Below are 22,189 nucleotides of genomic sequence, written 5' to 3'. Positions count from 1 at the left end.
CTCTCTAATACGATATCACACTTTCCGACCCTGACGCGGGATGGAGCAGCCCGGTAGCTCGTCAGGCTCATAACCTGAAGGTCGTAGGTTCAAATCCTACTCCCGCAACCAGGTCGGAAAATCCACAGCAGCCCGTTCAGACTACAATTGATCCACTGGATCAATTGCTTAACGTCTTCACCTCGTCAGGCTCATAACATGAAAGTCCTAGGTTCAAATCCTCTCCCCGCAACCAACCCCCAAACAGAACGGTCAATCCACAAACAGTCCTCAAGACTGTTAGACGAACGATCAAACCTCGTCGTCATCAGGGCGTTCGCGGCCCCACTGGGGCCACGGTCCCTTCAACCATAACCTGAAGGGTGAGGAGCAATTGTGATCGATTCACTGGATCGATCACCCGACGAACGCGCAATGCGCCGGACCGTAGCGTCAAAGCCTCGAGCCGAAACCAACGTCAGAAAACAACAAAACAAACCAACATACTACAAACAGTCCACAAGACTGGTTGATTGAATGCCGCCGGCAAAACGACCTGCCGCCAAAATTAAACACACACATATTCATAATTTAATTTGGTTTTTGCAGACTCTAGCGTACCGCCCGTGCTAGAGGTGTATTTGAAGTAGGGGGACTTCAGAGGGGCGGCATGTCTCAGGACCTGAGCAAGTGGCTAAGCGCAATTGGATTGTCTGACTACGCGCAAGCCTTTCTAGACAACAAGATCGATTTTTCTATTCTGCAAGATTTGACAGCAGAAGATCTTATTGAAATCGGGGTCACTGCGGTTGGTGATCGTCGCAGGTTATTGCGTGCGATTGAAACTCTCGACGTGACCGAAGTGGCCACAATTCAAGACACTACGGCGTCGATAGAACCTGCGCGACGGCAGGTCACCGTGATGTTTGTTGACCTGACTGGGTTTACAAAGATGTCTAGAGACCTGGACGCCGAAGATCTGCACGCGTTGCTCAATCAGTTCTTTGGCAAGGTGGACAACGTTGTTGAGAAATTTGGGGGGCGTATAGACAAGCATATTGGCGATGCGGTCATGGCCGTTTTCGGCGCACCTATTTCACATACGAATGACACGGAACGGGCAGCCAGAGCGGCGGCCGAGATACATGCTGTATTGCCAACACTGACACCACCGCTGTCCTGTCACATCGGTATTGCTTCGGGGCAGGTTATTGCCAGCACAACCGGCAGCCAAGCGCACACGGAATACACCGTTACCGGCGATGGGGTCAATTTAGCCTCGCGCTTGACCGACATCTCAAAAGGTGAAGAAACGCTTGTTTCTCACGACATCCAGCGCGCCTTGGGTCCACTGTTTGTGGGCGAGTCTATCGGTGTGCAGGATATCAAAGGATTGAATGAACCCGTCGAAGTCTGGCGTCTGGATCGTCTGGCCCGGAACATTCGGACAAGACGCCATAAGTTCATCGGGCGCGACCGTGAGATGTCTTTGTTTTCGGCAACGTTTGACCGGTGCAAACGACACGGAGAAGGCGAGGTCCACGTGGTTCTGGGCGAACCGGGGATCGGCAAGACTCATTTGTCTGAACAGGTGGCCGAGCTGGCCAAAAGCCTTTCCTATTCGATCCACAATGGCGTTGTTATGGATTTTGGCGCGCGTGAGGGGCACTCGGCCATTCAGTCCGTGGCCCGCAGTGTTCTGGGACTTGACCCATCGGATCGGGCAGAAACTGGCGCCGCCGTGGCCAAGGAAGCGATCGCGAAAGGCTGGGTCAGCCCATCCAATGCAGCGCATCTCAACGCATTGCTTGAGCTTGAGCAAGATCCGGGTTTGGCGGAGGTCTATGCCGTTATGGACAACAAGACCCGGTTGCGTGGGCGCAGGCAGGTCATTGATGAGTTGCTGATGGCCCGCAGTCAGGACGCACCCTTGCTGATCCAGATCGAAGATATCCATTGGGCGTCACCCGACATTCTCGCGGCCTGCGCACATATCGCCGCAGCAACGCGGCAAATCCCCTGTGTCTTGATGATGACCAGTCGGGTCGAAGGGGACCCGATTGATCGAGATTGGCAAATGGCCACAGACGGCGCGCTTGTGTCCAAGTTGGAATTGGCCCCTATGGGGGAAGACCAGGCGCGGCAGCTGGTTGAGGAGTTTACAGCCATTGATCCCGAGCTTTTGGACACTTGCGTCAAACGCGCCGGTGGAAACCCTCTGTTCCTGGAACAGTTGTTGCGCAACATTGATGTGCTCAAGCAGGAAACGGTGCCCGGAAGTATTCAGGGGATCGTTCAGTCACGTTTGGATGCATTGGACCGTACAAGTCGCAGCGCCATTCAGGCAGCTTCGGTTTTGGGGCAGAGATTCTCGCCCGAGGTTCTGAATTACATACTCGGCGAAGGCCATCTGGATACCACCAATCTGATCCGTTCGGCCCTGATACGAGAGGCCGAGGCAGACCTTATGTTTGCGCACGCGCTGATCCGGGATGGATCATATGCCACGTTGGTCAAATCCGAACGTGCGCGTTTGCATCGTCAGGCGGCCAAATGGTTCGAAGATCGTGATGCGACCTTGCGCGCACAACATCTGGACCGGGCGGGTGCCAACAATGCCGCGCAAGCCTATCTGGACGCAGCCGACAAGCTGATTCACGCGTTCCGGTTCGACGACGCCAGCCCGTTGATCGAACGTGCTTTGGAGCTGCCTTCCCCCGCAGGCGTTCGGTTTGACCTGCTGTGTGCACGGGGTGAGACGCATCGGTTGCAGGGCCTGTCTAACGAAGCTTTGCAGGAGTTCCGGGACGCGGCGGGTCTTGCGGAGACGGATGAGCAAATCAGCCGGGCGCATATCGGGTTGGCACAGGCAGCGCGACAGGCCAGCCTGTATCAGGACGCGCTTGAGGCGCTGGATTCGGCAGAGGCTGCAGCCGAGCGTGCGGGCTCTGAACGGGACGTGGCCCAAATCAACTATGTGCGCGGCAATGTGTATTTCCCCTTGGGCCGTGACAAGGAAGCGCTGAGTGCCAATGAGCGGGCGCTCACCTTGGCCCGCAAACTGGATTCCGTGCGCCTTGAGGTGGGGGCGCTCAGTGGATTTGGTGATGCCAACTTCATGAAGGCCACCATGAAGACGGCGACTGGTTTTTACACGCAAGCCGTTGATCGGGCGCGTGAAAAGGGTCTGGTTCGGGATTTGGCGGCCAATCTGCACAACCTGAGCGTCGCGCGCAGCTACACAGGGGATGTGGAACAAGGGCGCGCCGACGCAAATGAAGCCATTGAAGTATCACAGAAGTATTTTGCTTTCGTGCCGGAATGTGTGGCTCAGACTTGCCTGGGTGTGGCTGAGACCTTTTTGGGTGATCTCGACCGCGCGCTTGAGGCTTTCCGGGTTTCCGCCGAGATCGCAGAACGCATTGGGGCAAAGCGGCTTGAGGCACAGGCGTTGGAACATCTGGCCCGCACGCAGGTTTATTCCAGGCAAATGGATCAGGCTTTGGAAACAGGCCGACGGGCGGTTGAGATTGCACTGGAACATGGGCGGAATTTTGTAGGGCCTAAGGCATTATCGGCGTTGGCGATGGCAGAAACCGACCCGGATGAACAAATGCGCCTGTTGAATTTGGGGACCGAAATCATTGCAGAAGGGTGCGTCGGTCATAGCCATCTGCACTTTTACCCCGATGCCAGTGCAGTCATGCTGGCACGAGGTAATTGGCAAGCGGCAAATGACTATGCGGATGGACTGGCGGCCTTTACGGCGGGGGAACCATTGCCAATGGTCGATTTGTCCATCCGCCAGACGCGGTTTCTGGCGGAATGCGGGCAAAAGGGTATCGTGCCCAGCGAACATGAGAGTTTTACCAACCTGCAAGGTGAATTTGCCGAGATGCGCATTACTCAATCCCTGCTGGGACGCGCCGATTTTCTGACGGTACAGGCAGGAGGCTGAATGAGCGTCGAGAAGAAGGTCTGGCTTATCTCTGGCCTGCTGACCCTTGGGCTGGCGGTTCTTTTGCTGAAACTCTGGATCGAACTGAACCATTTCGAGGGCGATCCGACACAATTGCCGGATCAGGCCGCCGTAGACTCATATCTGGGTAAGTTGGATGTGAAGCCTGACTACTATGTCCGGACAGGGATTTTCATAAAATCCTTCAGCTTTCTGGGGGCCAGCGATGTTCAGGTCACCGGTTATATCTGGCAGCACTATGAGACGGGCGTGCATGACAGGATCCTCCCGACCGAGGGTGAGGTCGGCTTTCTTCTGCCCGAAGCGGTGGATAGTGCAAATGGTCTGATTGCCGAGGCGTATCGGCTGCCGCAACCTGACGGCGTATTGGTGGGTTGGTATTTCGAACAAACCCTGCGCCAGAGCTTTGATTACACCAGTTACCCTTTTGATCACAAAACGGTCTGGGTGCGGTTCTGGCCTTCCTCGTTTGAGGATGCCGTCGCATTGGTTCCGGATTTCGAGGCATATCCGGCGACCGGACCAGACGATATTTTTGGGATCGATAATCAGATCGTGATGGGGACGTGGGAGCGGGAAAACACCTATTTCGACTATAAACTGTCAAATCTGGATACGACGCTGGGCATCGGTCAGAACGCCTATCAAACCAACGCGCCCGAGTTGCACTATAACTTCGTCATCAAACGCAATTTTGCCAATGCGTTTATCGTTCATATGGTTCCTTTGATCGTTGTGACGATGTTGCTGTTCGGTGCGGTCATGACAGTCACCCGCCGCGAGGGTCTGGCCGAGCGGCATGATTTCAGCACGTCCAGCGTGATCGGCACCTGTTCGGTTCTGTTCTTTGTGATCCTGTTGGCACATGTGCAGCTGCGCGAAGGCTTTGCGGGTTCGCCTGTGATCTACATGGAGTCGTTCTTTTTCCTGATGTACTTCATGCTGCTGGCGGTATCGGTCAACACCTACCTCTTCGCCTCCGAGGCGGTGCCGTCGCTGCGGATCATCCACTACCGGGACAATCTTATTCCCAAGGCCAGTTTCTGGCCGTTTGTGCTGCTGTGCATGGTGGCGATCACGGCTTACAATCTCAGCCTGAAGGAAAGCCCTGAGCCGCCGCCAATCAGCACGCAAGACGGTTAAGCTACAGGTTCAAACCCCGGTTTGGGCTCGCCCTGCGCCATGTCCAACGTGTAATCGCTGACCATCTCTGACGTACCATCGCGCAAGTTCTTCAGGTATTTCTCTGGCTCCGCGATCACATAAGCGTATGCGGGTTTCATTACGCCGTTCACAACCACGTTGATCTTCTTGCGCACATACACATTTTCGGTCGAGTTGGGGCCGTGATACCCTTCCAGCTTGTCCAGCTCGTGCAAGCCGGATTCCGTTACACGATAGACTTCACCACTGACCTGCTTGCCCATGCCCTGCTGATCCACAAGCGTCGCCATTCGGTGCAGATACCCGCAGTTCGGATTGTCACAGAATGGCTCTTTCGGGACAATCAGCGGCATGGGTTGCCGGGTGCGGGCGGGGCCGACAAAGTCGTTCAACACCCTGCTGTGCGCTTCGTGGTTGGGGAATCCCTGTTTCAGCGAACCATATGTGAAATACAGATAGGTCGGCTCTTGCACCGCGACAAAGCTTTCATCGCGCCCTTCTTCAGGGTCAGCAACCTTCACGTTGTGATCGCGCGCCCAGTTGTCCAGCATGGTTCGGATTTCGGGTTCGATCGTCATGCCCTGCACAAAATCGATGCACGAGGTCGCGTCCATGTTTTCAGCCCCCAGCAGGATTTCAACCATCCTGGGCGCTTTGTTCATTACTGCCACATGCAGCGCGGTGAACCCGTGATCGTTGACGATGTTGACGTCGATATCCCGTTTGATCAGGTCCTGCGCAGCCTCATAATCTGGTTTGCCCAGATCATGACCGCTTTCGTTCAGTTCACCTTCACCACCGGCTGCATAGTGCAGCAAGGAATCGCCATGCGCTTCGTCCACGATATTGACCCCGACGATGCCTTCGTCGATGGCGCGGAACACGCGTCTCCATTCGTTGATGTCATCCGCGGCGGCGGCCTCGCGCGCCCATTTGCAGACACGGTATTTCTGGTCATCCAACTCCTCAAAGGCGTCGGCCAAAGCTTCCATGATCTGATCCGGCGTGGCCATCATTCCGATACCCATCCGGCCATTTGACAAGCGCCCTTCGCGCGGACCGATGAAGTCGACGCCCAGCGTCTTCAGCTTGTCGACGTTGTTTTGCGTGGTGATGTTGTTCCACATATTCGTGTTGCAGGCGGGGCATAGGATCACCGGCTTCTTCTGGTACTGCCACGCCACAAAAACCGAGGTCAGAAGGTTGTCAGCAATACCGTTGGCCACCTTGCCCATCGTGTTGCAGGTGATGGGGGCCACAATGACGCAATCGGCCCAGTCGCACAGCGCCAGATGCGAGGCGCGCACCGGCATGTCGAACTTCATATAGCGGAAATTCCACTCATCATCGTCCCGGTAGTAGTCGTGATGGGTGATTTTGGCGTCAATCCTCTCGGCTCCGAAATCGCGAAAGAACTTTTCGGCCGAGACCGAGGGGATCAGTTTCACGTTGTGCCCGGCATCGACGATGCGTTCGACAAGTTCAGGGATTTTATCTGCTGCGGACGAACCACAAGCACACAACAATACGTTGCGTTTGCCGGCGTTGACCTGATTCATCACCCCTTTGGGATAGCCGAACGGGTTCTTCTCAAGGCTGGGGGTTTCATTCAGGTCGGAAACAGGCAGCCCTTCTTTGCGCATCCTGGCCTGCAATTCACCGGCCCGGATCATGTCCACGATGTCTTCCAGTTCTTCGCTTTTGCTGATGCACTCTCCTTGGAAAAACAAATACGGAACGTCCGATCGCCCACCAAGCGTCACCAGTTGCCGCCGCATTCGGATCATATTGGGATCGCGTCCGCCTACGTCGATCTGCTTGACGGTCGTCGCGCCGATGTTCGACAGAATACTGCGCAGCATATAGGACCAGGGGTCTTCATCCTCATAAAACAGAACCATCGTATTGTGCTTGAGGATACTGACAACATCGCTCGGGTCTTCGGGCGGGTCGATTTCTTCGATCATCACCAATGCGGGATCTTCAAGATCGCGTAGCCCACGGAAGATGTTGCCGCGTGGCGCTTGCCAGACCTGAGAGGTCGCGGGGCTCATGTCGACTATGGTGACAACATCGGTGTCCTCGTCATAGGCGATGCAAAGACACCAGAACTCTTCCAGCAGGGCAGTTTCCCGATAGACGTTTTCCGGCGGGCGGATCGCTTCGATCCCGGTGACGCGGTTGAAGTCGATATTGATCATCAGGTGACGATCTTTGTTGGTATTCAGACTTTTTAACTGTTCCTTGAACCAATCCTGCGGGGTTTGGATCGATGTGTCCTTGCGGGTAGCAAAGCTTTGGAAGGTACTGCCCAGATGCACGTTTTCAGACTGGCTGAGGTATTTTTCCGCCATCTCGTGCATGTCTTTTGCGGTGGCGACCCGGCTGACAGCTTCCGTGAACGACGCCTCAGTCGCCCTTAGAAGCTCGTCCTCATCCACGCGGTTGTCGCCATGAATGGCCAGGCTTTCCGCCAGCACACCCAGCGAATTCATGTTGGGCGTCGCCCGGCGGAACAGGTTGCGGCGCTTTTTGGGATCTTTCGCCAGATAGCGCGTGCTGTCGACGTAGTTGCATCGCTGCTTGAATGTTTTCAGATGAGTTTTGACCGCAGCACGCGCCGAGAAGCGCAGAATGCCCCGCGACCGCATTGAGGTTCCGTCACGATCTGACATGGCCTTCCACAATCGCTCGATCGTTGTCACCCAAAGCTTGCCGTATTTTTCAGGATGCACATCCATCATATGCACCAGACCTGTGCTTGGATTGCATTTGGCGATGACGGCGAAATGGCCGCCCGGCATATTTTCTTTGCCATGGGCGACACCGACCTGAAAATTCGCCACCAGAATATCGTTTTCTCCGCCCAACCGGTTGGATTCGTCGATTGCCTCAAGCAGCAGGGGAACGCTGGTTGTGTCTTCATCCATGAAATAAGCCTGAACCTGTACCCGGTCCCGAAGCCCTTGCGAGTGAATATAGGTGCAGGCGACGTCGAACAGTTCCCCCAGCGAGATACCGTCATTCACCACAAAGGACGAAGGTAACGCGCATTCGCGGAAGATGTCATTGACCTCGCAACTGAACCCAAGCGCCGACATGCTGAGCGCCGCCGCCGTCACGCTGCAACAGTTGATCGGTTGCTGGAAATTCTGCAACTGGACGCTCACCAAATCCCCGAACATGGTGGCGAAACAGGGTTTGCGTACCTCTTCCGGTATCTTCCGCCAGTTATCGCTCGATGAATAGGCCAAACATGTGCCGTCCAACGCAAGAGCTTCGAGGCTGACAGGAATGTCCGAGATCTGAAGGTGTTCTTCGTAGAAATAGTCGCCCACATCTGCGCTGGCCAGCGGGTGCCCATTCTGACGCAATTGAACGACACCGCGCAGCACAACATACATGCCCTTTGCAGGCAGGACCGTGTTTCCGGTCACTTCGATACACTCGAAATGTGGATTGATGACAGCAGGGTCCGCCACTTCGGCCTCGCCTGGCAGGACTTTGTAAATCAGGGTCCAGTCTGCGTCGCTTGGAATATATGATCTGGCATTGGCAATTTGATCTGTGGTCACAACTATGTCCCCCCGGAGTTGCGTTTCAAATTTCAAATTTGGACCAGCAGAATGTCTGTGTGTTTCCCGGACAGGCATTGGTCTTTGTGCACCAAAGATCGTCCTGTTCGGCGTCTTTTCACTGGTCGAGACTGATCTGTTGGTCGGAAAAGTATGAACAAATCGGCCTAATTGGCCGCACAGTATCCGATTTTTAGACAAAAATCACGAATACAGTGAACTTGATCGCCGGGTTGAAGATCCGTGGGGCAAAAGCAGGTTGAGGCGGCGCTTGCTGCGCACCATCTTGAGGTGCCCGTTGTCGTTCGGAATCCAGGCCGGAGTTTCGCTTAGTCGAGGAACAGATAGTCCAGCCGCATGACGGCGCTGGCTTTTTCCTGACTCACACCAAGAAACCCGGCGATGACGGTTTCATTTTCGCTGCGCGGGGCCGTTTCACGCAGGCGCAGATAATTCTCAAGCCCGGCAGCCCGGATTTGTTGTGACTCATAGTTCAGATCATTGCGCAGTGTCGGCAGCAGTTTTGCCACGTTTTCTGCGGGGCTGTTTTCTCCGGCCAATCCAACGCGGCGTGCATGGCCGATCAGATAGTCGTCCGAATACTCGCATTCGATCTCGAGCACATGGGTTTTGGCCTGATCGCCGCAGAAATCCTCAAGCACGTCCAGGTTGGCGGGGTCGAGGCACAGAACCAGTTGATCCGACCCGAAACTGTCAAACAACATTCTCACCACGGCCCGTCTGTGGCGCGAGCGTTTGGCGAGGCTCGTTTCTATTCCGCCCAGATCGGGCATCTGTGTCTCTTCTTCGTTGAACAGGTACTCGACACAGGGGATATCGGTTTCGGATGCGATCTGATCGACCAGTCGCTTGGCGACGTGCCATTTCTTGCAGACGATGACGAAAAGCTCGCGCTCGGGGCCCAACGCGTGACCGGCTTCCCAGAAACGTTGCCCAAATCGGCGGCCGATACGCCCGCGTCCGGTTAGGAATGCAAAGAGGTTGCGCCCTTCGTTCGAGACCGGAAACTCAATACCTTCACTGGCATAAAGCGACCCCAGGCGGTCCTTAAGTTCATGTGCTTCGGGGCTGATCTTGCGGGCAAACAGGTAATCCTGACCCAAAAGCATGTCATAGTGATCGTTGTAGAAAGTGACCGGCATTCCGTAGTCTGAAAACATCAGGAAGGTTGGTGTGCGGTTTTCGATCTCACCTTTTGGTATCAGATGGCGGACCAGTGTCTGAAAGAAGGTCTCGTCCGGGATCCAAGTGGTTGAGAAAAACCGGATCACGTCTCGTCGCTGGCGCAAAAAGTCTAGGATCATTTCAACGGTGCGGCGGCGCAGGCACCACCATTGGCTGCCGATCATGATCTGCAGGTCTTCGGGAATACCCCGGGTCAGACCAAAACGTTTCTGCATCTCGTAGGCAGAATAAAACAGTTTGGGCTGAGTGCGTTCGTTGAAATGATGGCGATAGATCAGACGGTCTTCTTTCATGCCGGTCTTGATCCAGTTGCTTTCAAAGAAATCGTGGCTTTCGATGAAATCCTTGTCGCGATCGTCCAGAAAACTGTGCGTGTACTCGGCGGTTTTGATGGCCATGCAATCGCCAGACAGCATGTAGAAATGCGTGGCACGGGGAAACGCCTCGACCGCAGCCTTCAAGGCGTTCAGCGTGGCGTGCACCAGCGACCACTCTCCCCATCCGCATTTGATGCGCTTTTCAGCGAAAGTCACATTTGGGTTGTCGCGCAGCGCGCTACGGATCTGGTCATACGCAGCAGTACTGGCACGTGCATCAAAGTGGATCGCCATGCAATCGCCCGCAGCGGTCAGCTGTTCGGCCTGCGCGATGATGGCCTCGGGGTCCTTATGGCACAGCAATATGTAGGCAATCTTTGCCATTGTGATCAGGTAATTTCCATTTCTGCCCGGTTTCAACCGTGATACTGAGGATGCGCGATTGAATAAACAGAATAATTTTGGTTCTTTATTACCAAACGCTGGCGTATCGGATCGAGACCTGACCAGCGAAGGAGGCACAGCAGATGGGGTTTCCCGGTACCTGGATGACCGAGAGTGAAAGCATGGTGTACCGTGTGGTGCCCAAATGCGCGTGCTCGACCATTGGCCAGATCATGTATTACTCGGATCACGGTCAGTTTTTTGACGGCGACATCCACGATGCCAAGGACGGTATGCACAAATGGGCTTTTGATCAGAGTCAGGGCCTGATCACCAATAACGTGCGCAGCCACGCCTCATATTCATTCACCTGCGTGCGCAACCCCTATACCCGCATCCTCAGTTCGTTCTTTGACAAGATCTGCGGCATCCAACGCAACGGCAAGCGATACAGGGGTAATCTGGTGCCGACGCTGATCTACAACTACGGCATCGAAGTTGGCGGAGATGACGGTAAGGGCGAATTCGATCAAATTGCCAGCTTCCGTCGGTTCCTGCTGTTTGCGCGCGACACGATCCGCTGGCGGCGCCCTATGGATCCGGACATTCACTGGTCCGCCATGTCGGGTCATGTGTCGACCTTCATCGTGAATGGCGGGCGTTATGACCGGATTTTCTGGACCGAAGCGTTCAACGACGGGATGCAGGGTGTTCTGGATCATGTCGAATTGAAGCACCCTGTATCATTGTCCGAGATTCCGCGGTTCAATGAATCCGAAGGCCACGGCCCCAAACGCGCCCATCCGGTCGAGGATTACTTCGACGATCTGTCGATGCATCTGGTTTATGAAATCTACAAACAGGATTTCGAGCTGTTCAAATACGATTTCGAAAACCCGGCCAACAAGATGCCGATCGGTGAAATCGATCTGGATGAAATTCACGCTAAACTGGGTGATTGAGGGCAGGGGTCCCCGGCAGAGATCTATCTGCCTAGAACATGATTGGCAGGTGAGTGTCTGCTTTGAGCCCTAAGTGTTCGCGTCTGTTGTTTTGCGTTCTGGCAATGGTAGTGTGTAAGCAGTCTGATAGTGATGACATAAATTAGCCAACTTGCATTCTCGGTCGATTGGACAACCTATTTTGCAGAGAACTACACTTCTTGTCGCCGCTCTTGTATTCACCGTATTAATTTGGGCATTTTACCCACGCGGAAACGACTTGGACCGACCAGACCCAGAGTTCTTGGCGACCGACGCCTATTTTCGATTGGGCGATTTCGTGATTTCTGTGCCAGTGGTATCGGTGCTAAGACTTACTGAGCCGCCAAACAGCACTGATCCTCTTCCGAAATTTAGAAGAAGCGGGCCATTCGGTGAGCCTCGGTGGTTTGCGACCCAAAGCTATAAAACTGCGATGCGCGAATTTGCAACCGAGCCAACACAGCCCGCAGAAGTATCTAATATTAAAATAAATTTTGGTGTCTGCGGAACCTACGGCGAGTGCGGAATATCACAAGAAATTTGCCCAAAGCTGTCCTCGGAGTGGAGCCGGAAGGCATGCAACAATCAGCTTCGAACGGAGTTGAAGAACCTCCCTGCTGATTTGTATTTATCCACAGAATTGGGTTTGAAAGTATTTGAACACCATCATTTTGCAGGGCTGCCGAATGCATCGGTGGCGGCTCTAATTGATGAGATGCACCCCATTCAAAACAAGGCGAATGTGGCTTGCGCTGACGGTCAAAAGAGATGCTACGCTGCCATTTTGATTGCAGATGAGATTTATGCGGTTTGGTCTTTCATCTGCACAAATGCTCACGAGGCAGTCTGCGAAAACAAACTTATTGCAGAGGGTGCCGAAGTTCTAGATTTTGTGGAAACTAAACTACGAGCCGGGTAGAACGCAAAGTCGACTTTGTCCGCATAGCGGACAAAACAGCCCACCGAATGGGTGGGCCGTTTTTAAGCGGTTTCTAACTCAAAGCTGGCGCACAGCCCCTTTTGCCGCGCTGGTGGTCAGTTTGGCATAGGCTTTCAGTGCTGTAGAGACCTTGCGTTTGCGCGGCGCGGCAGGTTCCCAGCCTTTGGCGTCTTGCTCCTGGCGGCGCTCAGCCAGTTCCTCATCCGACACGGCCAGATGGATCGAGCGGTTGGGGATGTCGATCTCAATTGTATCGCCGTTCTTGACCAGTCCGATTTCACCACCTTCGGCCGCCTCGGGCGAGACGTGGCCAATTGAAAGGCCCGAAGTACCGCCCGAGAAACGTCCATCAGTGAGTAGGGCGCAGGCTTTGCCCAGACCTTTGGATTTCAGATACGAGGTCGGGTAGAGCATTTCCTGCATCCCCGGACCGCCACGCGGACCTTCGTAACGGATGACAACCACGTCGCCCTCTTTCACCTTGCCGGTCAGGATGTCGCTGACAGCCTGATCCTGGCTTTCGCAAACATAGGCAGATCCGGTGAACGTCAGGATGTTTTCATCCACGCCCGCGGTTTTCACGATGCAGCCGTCGCGGGCGATGTTCCCGAACAGAACCGCAAGGCCACCATCCTGGCTGAAAGCGTGTTCTTTAGACCGGATCACGCCGCCTTCGCGGTCAGTATCCAGTTCTTTGTACCGGTTCGACTGGCTGAATGCCTGTGTGGTGCGCACACCGCCAGGGGCTGCTTTGAACAGCTCTTGTGCCTTGGGGTTATTGGCGACCTTGATGTCCCAGTTGGCAATCGCCTCGCCCATCGTGGCCGAGTGCACCGTGCTGCAATCTTCATGCAGCAGACCCGCGCGGCTGAGTTCGCCGAGGATCGAGAAGATGCCGCCCGCGCGGTGGACATCTTCCATATGCACGTTCTCGGTATTCGGTGCGACCTTGCACAAGCACGGTACACGACGGCTCAGGCGGTCCATGTCGGTCATGGTGAAATCCACCTCGCCTTCATTGGCAATCGCCAGCAGGTGCAGAACGGTGTTGGTCGACCCACCCATGGCAATGTCGAGGCTCATGGCGTTCTCAAACGCGTCAAAAGTTGCGATCTCACGCGGCAGGAAGCCTTTTTCGTCCAGATCGTAATGCCGTTTGGTGATCTCAACGATACGGCGACCCGCTTCCAGAAACAGCTCTTTGCGGTCGGCATGTGTTGCCAGAGTCGATCCGTTGCCCGGCAAGGCCAGACCCAGCGCTTCGGCCAGACAGTTCATCGAATTGGCAGTGAACATCCCCGAGCACGACCCGCAGGTCGGGCAGGCGTTTTCTTCGATGTGCTGAACCTGCTCGTCGGTGAATTTGTCATCTGCGGCGGCGACCATTGCATCCACAAGATCGATCTTCTTCGCTTCCAGATCGGCGATGTCGATCTTGCCCGCTTCCATTGGACCGCCAGACACAAATATCGCCGGAATGTTCAGGCGCATGGCGGCCATCAACATGCCCGGAGTGATCTTGTCACAATTCGAGATGCAGACCATCGCATCAGCGCAATGCGCGTTGACCATGTATTCCACAGAATCCGCGATCACCTCACGCGAGGGCAGCGAATAGAGCATCCCGTCATGGCCCATGGCGATACCGTCATCCACCGCGATGGTGTTGAACTCTTTTGCGACGCCACCAGCGGCTTCGACCTCGCGCGCCACCATCTGTCCCAGATCTTTCAGGTGCACGTGGCCGGGCACAAACTGGGTGAACGAGTTGACGATGGCGATGATCGGCTTGCCGAAATCATCATCGCCCATGCCTGTGGCACGCCACAATCCGCGGGCACCGGCCATGTTGCGGCCATGGGTAGAGGTTCTGGATCGGTACAATGGCATGATGCTGTATTCCCTATTTCCTCGGGTTGCATGTCTTTGGGTTCGTACGTTATAGCGCACGTAGCACATGTGCGTTATAACGCACAAGAGGATTCGCGGGGCACAGAAATGGATGCTGATGACATTACGCTAAGGCTGCGAGATGTGCGGTCGGCATCGGGTCTGAGCCTGTCAAAAGCGGCTGAGCTGACGGGCGTCAGCAAAGCTATGCTGGGTCAGATTGAGCGCGGCGAATCCAGCCCGACGATTGCCACGCTGTGGAAGATCGCCAAAGGCTTTCAGGTGCCGCTGAGTGCGTTGATCGATACGGCCAAGGGCGACCCCTCTGTTTTTCAGACTGTCACCTTTCCCGGCAGTATCGAAGTCAAGATCGTCTTCCCTTTTGATCCAGCGCTGAGGGCCGAGACGTTTCACGTCAGCCTGACCCCGAACCAAAGCCACGAGTCACCGGCGCACGCAACGGGCGTGACGGAAGAAGTCTTTGTTCTTGACGGTACCCTCGACATACTGCGCGATGGGGATTGGGTGCCCTTGCAAGCAGGGCAAGGCTTGCGGTTTGCCGCTGATCTGCCGCATGGCTATCGCGCGGGTCCGCAGGGGGCAACTTTTCTGAACATGCATCACTACGCCCAACACACCGAGTATTCAGAGACGACCAAGACAGAGTCATGACCGCATTTTTCGACAGCCTCACCATCGTTGACGCCATCGGCTCGTTCGGAGCCCTTATTGTGGTTGCAGCCTATTTCGCGACACAAATGCGGATGATGAACTCTGACGACCTGGCCTTTCCGGTCGTCAACCTGCTGGGGTCGGTGCTGATCGTCTATTCCCTGCTTGAGAATTTCAATCTGGCCTCGATGCTGATCGAGGGCTTTTGGATCTTGATCAGTATCATCGGCATCATTCAGCACTTTCGCCTGCGCCGGGCGCGATAAATCAAGCGGGTATCAGGCGCTAGCGCTATCCAGACTTGAACCTAAAAGACGCGGGGTATAGGGAAAATCCAAGCTCGCTTAGGGGAGGCTTTGATGCAGGACGATCCAAAAACCCTCGTATCTACTGAATGGCTGGCCGCGCATATGAAAGACCCGGATCTGCGGATTCTGGATGGGTCTTGGTATCTGCCCGCGCAGAACCGCGACGCCAAAGCCGAATACGATGCCGGGCACATCCCAGGGGCACGGTTCTTTGATATTGACGAAATCTCGGATCACCGTTCAGAGCTGCCGCATATGGCTCCTCCGGTCGAGAAATTCATGTCGCGCCTGCGGGCAATGGGCGTGGGCGATGGTCATCAGGTTGTCGTCTATGACGGCGCCGGGCTGATGTCAGCGGCGCGCGTTTGGTGGTTGTTCCGTCTGATGGGTCAGGAAAACATCGCGGTTCTGGACGGCGGTTTGCCCAAGTGGCAAGCCGAAGGACGCGAGCTTGAGGATCTGCCGCCGGTTATCCGCGATCGTCACATGACTGTGCGCGTTCAAAACCAGCTTGTTCGGGACGTCACTCAGGTTTCCGCCGCAGCCAAGCTGGCCGATCATGAGATTATCGATGCACGCTCTGCCGGTCGGTTTGCCGGGGCTGAAGCCGAGCCGCGCGAAGGATTGCGTTCGGGCCATATCCCCGGGTCCCGCAACGTCCCGTTCGGCCAGTTGCTCAATGCAGATGGCACAATGAAATCGCCCGAGGATTGCCGCGCCATTTTCGAAGCCGCTGGCGTCGATCTGTCCAAACCTGCGATTACCTCATGCGGGTCGGGCGTCACGGCCGCCATTCTGAGCCTTGCGCTTGAACGTATGGGCAAGAAAGACCACTCGCTTTATGACGGCTCCTGGGCTGAATGGGGTGCCTTCCCAACCCTGCCCGTCGCAACCGGAGAGAACTGATGTTCGAGAACCTCAAGCCGCAGCCTGCCGACAAGATTCTGGCATTGATGCAGATGTACCGCGAAGACCCGCGCGATCAGAAGATCGACCTGGGTGTGGGTGTCTATAAAAACGCGGACGGCGTAACACCTGTGATGCGCGCAGTAAAAGCTGCAGAGCAGCGCATCCTGGAAGAACAGGAAACCAAAGCCTATACCGGCCTTGCAGGTGATCCGGCCTATGCCGATGTGATGATCGGGCTGATTCTGGGCACCTCGGTTCCGCGCGCCAACATTGCCGCTGTGGCGACCCCCGGCGGCACGGGTGCCTGCCGTCAGGCGTTCGAGATGGTCCGCATGGCGAACCCTTCGGCGCGCGTGTTCGTTTCGAACCCGACCTGGCCGAACCACCTGTCGATCCTGAACTATCTGGGGATGGAGACCGTTCAGTACCGCTATTTCGATGGCGAAACCCGGGGCGTTGATTTCGACGGGATGATGGCCGATCTGAAAACCGCCAAAGCAGGTGACGTGGTTCTGTTGCATGGCTGCTGCCACAACCCGACCGGTGCCAACCTGAACATGGTGCAATGGCAAGAAGTTGTGAACCTGATCAACGCGCTTGGCCTCGTGGCGATGATCGACATTGCTTATCAGGGCTTTGGTGACGGGCTGGAAGAAGACGCGCAAGCGGCGCGTCTGGTTGCTTCTTCGGTCAAGGAATGCCTGATTGCAGCGTCCTGTTCCAAGAACTTCGGTGTTTACCGTGAACGCACTGGTTTGCTGATGGCCATCAGCGCCGATGCAGGGCAAACCGCTTTGAACCAGGGGACTTTGGCGTTTCTGAACCGCCAGAACTATTCCTTCCCGCCGGATCATGGCGCTCGGGTTGTGACGACGATCCTGATGGATGACGCGCTGCGGGCTGACTGGGCCACCGAGTTGGAAGAGATCCGTTTGTCCATGCTGGGCCTGCGCCAGCAATTGGCGGACGAACTGCAACGCCTGAGCGGGTCCGACCGTTTCGGTTTCATCGCCCAGCACCGTGGCATGTTCTCACGTTTGGGCGCGGCACCGGAACTGGTCGAAAAACTGCGCGCCGATCACGGTATCTACATGGTAGGTGACAGCCGCCTGAACATCGCTGGCCTGAACGCGACAACGGTGCCGATTCTGGCGCAAGCAATCGTCGACGTCGGCGTTTGATCTTGAGAACATTCCAAAAAAGAAAACCCGGGCGCGAACGCCCGGATTTTTTTGTTGAGGTAAAAGCGCCTTAGCCCTTTGAGAACTCAGGATAGGCTTCCATACCCAGTTCTGCCATGTCCAGACCGTTGATTTCGTCTTCTTCGCTGACGCGGATGCCAACGGTGGCTTTCAGGATCGACCACAGGATCAGAGCGGCGACGAAGGTGAAGACACCATAGGCCACGATGCCGGTCAGCTGGGTGATCAGGTCGGCATCGCCATAGAAGATGACGGCGATGGTGCCCCAGATGCCTGCGAACAGGTGGACCGGGATGGCACCGACAACGTCGTCGATCTTGAGCTTGTCGAGCATCGGAACCGCGAAGACCACGATGATACCGCCCACGGCACCGATCCACAGCGCGCCGAACAGGGTCGGAGCCAGAGGTTCAGCGGTGATCGACACCAGACCGGCCAACGCACCGTTCAGCACCATGGTCAGGTCAGGCTTTTTGTAAAGGACCTGCGTCATGATCAGGGCTGCGACAGCACCGGCTGCGGCGGCCATGTTGGTGTTGGCGAAGATGCGCGATACGTCGGATACGTCACCCACGGTGCCCATTGCCAGCTGCGAGCCGCCGTTGAAACCGAACCAACCCAGCCACAGGATGAAAGTACCCAAGGTCGCCAGCGCCAGATTTGAACCGGGCATCGGGTGTACCTTGCCGTCCTTGTACTTGCCGATACGCGGGCCAAGGATCAGACAACCAGCCAGAGCAGCCCAGCCACCGACCGAGTGTACAACGGTCGAACCGGCGAAGTCGGAAAAGCCCATGGCGTCCAGCCAGCCGCCGCCCCATTTCCACGACCCCGAGATCGGGTACAGGATACCGGTCAGCACGACGACGAAGATCAGGAAGGGCCACAGCTTGATACGCTCAGCCACGGCACCCGACACGATCGACGCGGTTGCCGCCACAAAGACCAGCTGGAAGAAGAAGTCCGAGCCGATCGAGGCGTAGTCCAAAGCAGCCTCGGCAGGATCAACACCAACCGGATCAAGCACGGTTGGACCGCCAATGGCAAAGAAACCATTGAAGTCGCCCGGATACATCGTGTTGAAGCCGACAAGCCAGTACATGATCGCGGCAATGGAAAACAGCGCGATGTTTTTGGTCATCTGCATGGCAACGTTCTTGGACCGCACCAGGCCGCCTTCCAGCATGGCAAAGCCTGCGGCCATGAAGAAAACCAGAAAGCCCGCCATCAGGAACAGCAGGGTGGTAAAGATATACTGGGTGTGCAGCGCAGCTTCGCCGGTGGCGGCTTCCTCTTGCGCCAGACCCATCTGCGGCAGCACGACAAGCGCGGCAGCGGGGATGAGAGATTTCATCAGGTTCATTGTCAGTCCTCGAATGTTTGTGAGTCGGGACGCCTTACAGCGCCTCTTCGTTCGTTTCCCCGGTCCGCACGCGCAGGGCCTGCTCGACATCGAGAACGAAAATCTTGCCGTCACCGATCTTGCCGGTTTTGGCGGTGTTGGTGATGGTTTCGACGATCTGGTCGGCCATTGTGGCAGGCACCACGATCTCGAGCTTGATCTTGGGGACAAAGTTCACGGCGTATTCGGCCCCACGGTAGATTTCGGTGTGACCGGACTGCGAGCCGAAGCCCTTGATTTCGGTCACCATCATGCCGCGCACGCCAGCCTGGGTCAGTGCCTCGCGCACCTCCTCGAGCTTGAACGGCTTGATTGTCGCAATGATCAGTTTCACGTCTTTCCCCTCTGGTTGTCCGGCGGGACCGGTTTGTTTGCACCTGCAGAAAAAAAGCGTGACGGAGCGGTGTAAGAAACGGTGACGGGTCGTAATTGCGCAGCAAAATGGCGCAATGTTGCACAATTTTTGCACAAATTATGTGATCTGACTAAAAAACAGGCGAAATGATGAGGGGAAATTCCGGAAATTCGGACCTCTACATAGACGGGTCGCCGGGGTATGGTGGCGCAAAAGAACAACGGGCAGAGTTTGAGCATGACTGAGTCCAAGCGCCGAAAGCCGCGACTGGTTGCGGACAAAAGATACCCGTCAAAGGGTCGTAAACCGTCGGCGTCCAAGCGCCCGGCGGGCAAGAAATCGACTGCGCGCAAAACCACCACCCGAAAAACCACGCGAAAGACCAGACGCAAAAGCGCGGGTGGGGGCGGAGGAGGAATCTTCCGTCGTCTGTTCCGCTGGATCTGGAGGCTGATCTGGGGTCTGACCTGGCGTGTGGGCGCAATTGTCGTTGCGCTGATCGCCTTGGCGGTTGGCATCGTTTATACAACTCTGCCCGACGTGGATGCCTTGTTGGACGGGCGCGCGCGCGGGTCAGTGACGTTGCTGGACCGCGATGGCAAGGTTTTTGCCTGGCGCGGGGATCAGTTTGGCGGGGTGATAACGGCGGATACAGTGTCGCCCCACCTGAAGAACGCGGTGATCGCGACCGAAGACAAGCGATTCTATCGCCATTTGGGTGTCAGCCCGCGCGGCGTTGCCAGTGCCGTGCGCATCAACCTGAGCGAAGGGCGCGGTCCTTTGTCGGGCCATGGTGGCTCAACCATCACCCAGCAGACTGCCAAGCTGCTGTGCCTGGGCGTGCCGTATGATCCGTTGGAATGGGAGTCTGAAGCCGCTTATGAGGCCGATTGCCGTCAAGGCTCGCTTTGGCGCAAGGCCAAGGAAGCGGTCTATGCCATGGCGATGGAGGCGAAGTATTCCAAGGACGAGGTACTGACGATCTACCTGAACCGCGCCTTCCTTGGTGCCGGTGCGCGCGGGTTCGAGGCCGCCAGCCAGCGGTATTTTGGCAAGTCAGCGGCGGAAGTGTCTCCGGCGGAAGCCGCGATGCTGGCCGGTCTGCTGGTGGCACCCACACGGTATGCCCCAACGAACAGCCTGCAACGTTCTCAGGATCGGGCGCGGCTTGTGATCGGTCTGATGGAAGATCAGGGTTATCTAAGCGCTGCACAAGCCAGTGAAGCGCGTGCCAGACCTGCAGAACTTTCAGAAGCCGCCGCTGCGCGCGCAGGCGGATATTTCGCAGATTGGGTCATGGCAAGTGGCCCCGAATTCTTTACCCGCAACACGACCGAGGATGTGGTGATCCGCACCACCCTGGATCAACGCATTCAAACCTCTGCCGAAGAAGCGCTGAAATTCATTTTCCAAGAAAAAGTGCGCGAAGGGTCCGAGGCGCAGGCCGCAATTGTCGTGATGTCGGCAGATGGTGCGGTGCGTGCCATGGTTGGTGGGCGAAAGACGCGCGTGTCAGGCGCGTTTAACCGGGCAACGCAGGCATTGCGCCAGACTGGATCGTCTTTCAAGCCGTTCGTCTATGCCACCGCGCTGGAACTTGGGTATTCTCCGCTGGATACAGTGATGGACGAACCTTATTGCGTGAACATCCCCGGATCAGGTCAATGGTGCCCCAAGAATTACACCAACAAGTTCTATGGGCGGGTGACGTTGGCAGATGCGCTGATGAACTCTTTGAATATTCCGGCTGTGAAAGTGGCCGAGATTTCGGGTTTGGATAACGTCCGCACCGTCGCCAGCGGCTTTGGTATTGCCAGCGATCTGGCGCAAGGTCCTGCCTTGGCTTTGGGGGCGTCGGAAAGCACGCTGATCGAGATGACCGGAGCTTACGCTGGCATTCTGAACGGTGGATCGGCCGTGGAACCCTATGGCCTGACCGAGCTGAAGCTGTTGGGTGATGACACGCCCGTTATGGTCACAACGACCGGTATTGGTGAGCGGGTCATCAACGACGCAGCCGCTAAACAGCTGACCTGGATGATGGAGCGTGTGGTGTCCGAAGGTACCGGTGGGCGTGCCAAATTGCCGGGCTGGCAGGTGGCAGGTAAAACCGGGACCACACAGGCCGCGCGGGACGCGTGGTTCATCGGCTTTACGGCTGACTATGTGACCGGTGTCTGGATGGGCTATGACGACAACACTCCGCTGTCTGGCGTAACCGGGGGCGGGCTTCCTGCCGAAATCTGGAAAGAGACCATGGTGCGCGTTACCGAAGGGATGACACCCACTCCTTTGCCGATGATGGCACCGGAACCACCGGTTCAGGTTGCGCAACCGCAGCCCCGGCGCAGGGGTGGCGGCTTTGCCGAGGACATCAACAACCTGCTGAGAAACATTTTCGGCGGCAACTAACAAAAAAGGCGGTGCGCTGGGCACCGCCTTTTGCAATTCAATTCCAGCGTGGTTTAGACGCTGGCATCCAATGCTGCCAGGATCGCGTCACCCATTTCGGTGGTCGAGACCGGAGTGACGCCTTCATCCGCCAGCAGGTCGCCGGTGCGGACGCCATCAGCCAGAACTTTTTCGATCGCGGCCTCGAGGCGGTCTGCCTCTTCGCCCTGATCAAAGCTGTACCGCAGCGCCATGGCAAAGCTGAGGATGCAGGCGATTGGGTTGGCTTTGCCCTGACCCGCGATATCCGGGGCCGAGCCATGGACCGGTTCGTACATCGCCTTGGGGCGGCCATTGGCCATCGGCGCGCCCAGAGAAGCCGATGGCAACATGCCCAGAGAACCCGTCAGCATCGCGGCGCAGTCGGACAGAATGTCGCCAAACAGGTTGTCGGTCAGGATCACGTCAAACTGCTTGGGTGCGCGCACCAGCTGCATGGCGCCGTTGTCGGCGTACATATGGCTCAGCTCAAC

General features: G+C 56.3%; 15 protein-coding genes and 1 tRNA gene. 10 read left to right on the top strand and 6 right to left on the bottom strand.

Annotation, left to right across the window (positions count from 1 at the left end):
- Positions 1 to 34 precede the first annotated feature (34 nt).
- The 3 genes from AC2FNU_RS16985 (at position 35) to AC2FNU_RS16975 (ending at position 5,101) form a co-directional block, all read left to right on the top strand.
- Positions 35 to 111: transfer RNA gene (locus tag AC2FNU_RS16985), tRNA-Met, on the top strand.
- Positions 112 to 649: 538 nt separating this feature from the next.
- A complete protein-coding gene (locus AC2FNU_RS16980) occupies positions 650 to 3,937 on the top strand; it encodes an adenylate/guanylate cyclase domain-containing protein (protein ID WP_496790625.1) in 3,288 nt (1,095 codons plus the stop codon).
- Positions 3,938 to 5,101: a hypothetical protein gene (locus AC2FNU_RS16975; RefSeq protein WP_496790622.1), complete on the top strand. Its 1,164-nt coding sequence runs from the start codon at positions 3,938 to 3,940 to the stop codon at positions 5,099 to 5,101.
- Here the strand turns inward: AC2FNU_RS16975 and AC2FNU_RS16970 are convergent.
- Together AC2FNU_RS16970 and AC2FNU_RS16965 are read right to left on the bottom strand one after the other, a co-directional pair.
- A complete protein-coding gene (locus AC2FNU_RS16970; protein WP_496790618.1) occupies positions 5,098 to 8,697 on the bottom strand; it encodes a flavoprotein in 3,600 nt (1,199 codons plus the stop codon). The two genes, AC2FNU_RS16975 and AC2FNU_RS16970, sit on opposite strands and share 4 nt — an antisense overlap.
- Before the next feature lie 329 nt (positions 8,698 to 9,026).
- The gene (locus AC2FNU_RS16965) at positions 9,027 to 10,604 is read right to left on the bottom strand and encodes a DUF5928 domain-containing protein (protein WP_496790616.1); all 1,578 of its coding nucleotides are present in this window, start codon (positions 10,602 to 10,604) and stop codon (positions 9,027 to 9,029) included.
- A gap of 143 nt (positions 10,605 to 10,747) precedes the next feature.
- On the opposite strand from AC2FNU_RS16965, the gene AC2FNU_RS16960 reads away from it, so the two are divergent.
- The gene (locus AC2FNU_RS16960) at positions 10,748 to 11,566 is read left to right on the top strand and encodes a sulfotransferase family protein (protein ID WP_496790613.1); all 819 of its coding nucleotides are present in this window, start codon (positions 10,748 to 10,750) and stop codon (positions 11,564 to 11,566) included.
- Positions 11,567 to 11,849: 283 nt separating this feature from the next.
- Positions 11,850 to 12,506 (top strand): hypothetical protein, encoded by a 657-nt coding sequence (locus AC2FNU_RS16955; RefSeq protein WP_496790610.1) that lies wholly within the window; start codon positions 11,850 to 11,852, stop codon positions 12,504 to 12,506.
- A gap of 78 nt (positions 12,507 to 12,584) precedes the next feature.
- On the opposite strand, the gene ilvD is transcribed toward AC2FNU_RS16955, so the two are convergent.
- The gene (ilvD, locus tag AC2FNU_RS16950) at positions 12,585 to 14,417 is read right to left on the bottom strand and encodes a dihydroxy-acid dehydratase (RefSeq protein ID WP_496790607.1); all 1,833 of its coding nucleotides are present in this window, start codon (positions 14,415 to 14,417) and stop codon (positions 12,585 to 12,587) included.
- Positions 14,418 to 14,525: 108 nt separating this feature from the next.
- On the opposite strand from ilvD, the gene AC2FNU_RS16945 reads away from it, so the two are divergent.
- The 4 genes from AC2FNU_RS16945 (at position 14,526) to AC2FNU_RS16930 (ending at position 17,487) form a co-directional block, all read left to right on the top strand.
- Complete coding sequence (locus AC2FNU_RS16945; protein WP_496790604.1) at positions 14,526 to 15,089, top strand: helix-turn-helix domain-containing protein; 564 nt, start codon at positions 14,526 to 14,528, stop codon at positions 15,087 to 15,089.
- A complete protein-coding gene (locus AC2FNU_RS16940; protein WP_171096622.1) occupies positions 15,086 to 15,355 on the top strand; it encodes a CBU_0592 family membrane protein in 270 nt (89 codons plus the stop codon). Before AC2FNU_RS16945 ends, AC2FNU_RS16940 begins: the two co-directional genes overlap by 4 nt.
- Positions 15,356 to 15,448: 93 nt before the next feature.
- Entirely contained in the window at positions 15,449 to 16,303 is an 855-nt protein-coding gene (gene sseA / locus AC2FNU_RS16935) for a 3-mercaptopyruvate sulfurtransferase (protein WP_480801600.1), read from the top strand.
- A complete protein-coding gene (locus AC2FNU_RS16930; protein WP_496790601.1) occupies positions 16,303 to 17,487 on the top strand; it encodes an amino acid aminotransferase in 1,185 nt (394 codons plus the stop codon). The genes sseA and AC2FNU_RS16930 overlap by 1 nt, the downstream gene beginning before the upstream one ends.
- Before the next feature lie 70 nt (positions 17,488 to 17,557).
- On the opposite strand, the gene AC2FNU_RS16925 is transcribed toward AC2FNU_RS16930, so the two are convergent.
- Both AC2FNU_RS16925 and AC2FNU_RS16920 read right to left on the bottom strand, forming a co-directional pair.
- Positions 17,558 to 18,871, bottom strand: coding sequence for an ammonium transporter (locus tag AC2FNU_RS16925; RefSeq protein ID WP_496790599.1), 1,314 nt, complete (start codon positions 18,869 to 18,871; stop codon positions 17,558 to 17,560).
- Positions 18,872 to 18,905: 34 nt separating this feature from the next.
- On the bottom strand, positions 18,906 to 19,244 hold the full coding sequence (locus AC2FNU_RS16920) for a P-II family nitrogen regulator (protein WP_170537262.1): 339 nt from the start codon (positions 19,242 to 19,244) through the stop codon (positions 18,906 to 18,908).
- A gap of 258 nt (positions 19,245 to 19,502) precedes the next feature.
- Here AC2FNU_RS16920 and AC2FNU_RS16915 point away from each other — a divergent pair, with 258 nt between their 5' ends.
- Positions 19,503 to 21,677, top strand: coding sequence for a transglycosylase domain-containing protein (locus tag AC2FNU_RS16915; RefSeq protein ID WP_496790591.1), 2,175 nt, complete (start codon positions 19,503 to 19,505; stop codon positions 21,675 to 21,677).
- Positions 21,678 to 21,730: 53 nt separating this feature from the next.
- Here the strand turns inward: AC2FNU_RS16915 and AC2FNU_RS16910 are convergent.
- The coding region (locus AC2FNU_RS16910) for an isocitrate/isopropylmalate family dehydrogenase (protein WP_496790586.1) at positions 21,731 to 22,189 on the bottom strand (459 nt) is incomplete at its 5' end.

The sequence above is a fragment of the Ruegeria sp. BHSB064 genome, from assembly GCF_059613205.1.
The sequence above is the reverse complement of the archived record's forward strand: the minus strand, read 5'-3'. Positions and strand labels throughout refer to the sequence as shown.

What these genes read in the sequence shown, in the direction of transcription:
- AC2FNU_RS16980 (WP_496790625.1), top strand. Translation starts at nt 650, where the DNA reads ATGTCTCAGGACCTGAGCAAGTGGCTAAGCGCAATTGGATTGTCTGAC.
- AC2FNU_RS16975 (WP_496790622.1), top strand. Translation starts at nt 3,938, where the DNA reads ATGAGCGTCGAGAAGAAGGTCTGGCTTATCTCTGGCCTGCTGACCCTT.
- AC2FNU_RS16965 (WP_496790616.1), bottom strand. Translation starts at nt 10,604, where the DNA reads ATGGCAAAGATTGCCTACATATTGCTGTGCCATAAGGACCCCGAGGCC.
- AC2FNU_RS16960 (WP_496790613.1), top strand. Translation starts at nt 10,748, where the DNA reads ATGGGGTTTCCCGGTACCTGGATGACCGAGAGTGAAAGCATGGTGTAC.
- ilvD (WP_496790607.1), bottom strand. Translation starts at nt 14,417, where the DNA reads ATGCCATTGTACCGATCCAGAACCTCTACCCATGGCCGCAACATGGCC.
- AC2FNU_RS16945 (WP_496790604.1), top strand. Translation starts at nt 14,526, where the DNA reads ATGGATGCTGATGACATTACGCTAAGGCTGCGAGATGTGCGGTCGGCA.
- AC2FNU_RS16940 (WP_171096622.1), top strand. Translation starts at nt 15,086, where the DNA reads ATGACCGCATTTTTCGACAGCCTCACCATCGTTGACGCCATCGGCTCG.
- sseA (WP_480801600.1), top strand. Translation starts at nt 15,449, where the DNA reads ATGCAGGACGATCCAAAAACCCTCGTATCTACTGAATGGCTGGCCGCG.
- AC2FNU_RS16930 (WP_496790601.1), top strand. Translation starts at nt 16,303, where the DNA reads ATGTTCGAGAACCTCAAGCCGCAGCCTGCCGACAAGATTCTGGCATTG.
- AC2FNU_RS16925 (WP_496790599.1), bottom strand. Translation starts at nt 18,871, where the DNA reads ATGAACCTGATGAAATCTCTCATCCCCGCTGCCGCGCTTGTCGTGCTG.
- AC2FNU_RS16915 (WP_496790591.1), top strand. Translation starts at nt 19,503, where the DNA reads ATGACTGAGTCCAAGCGCCGAAAGCCGCGACTGGTTGCGGACAAAAGA.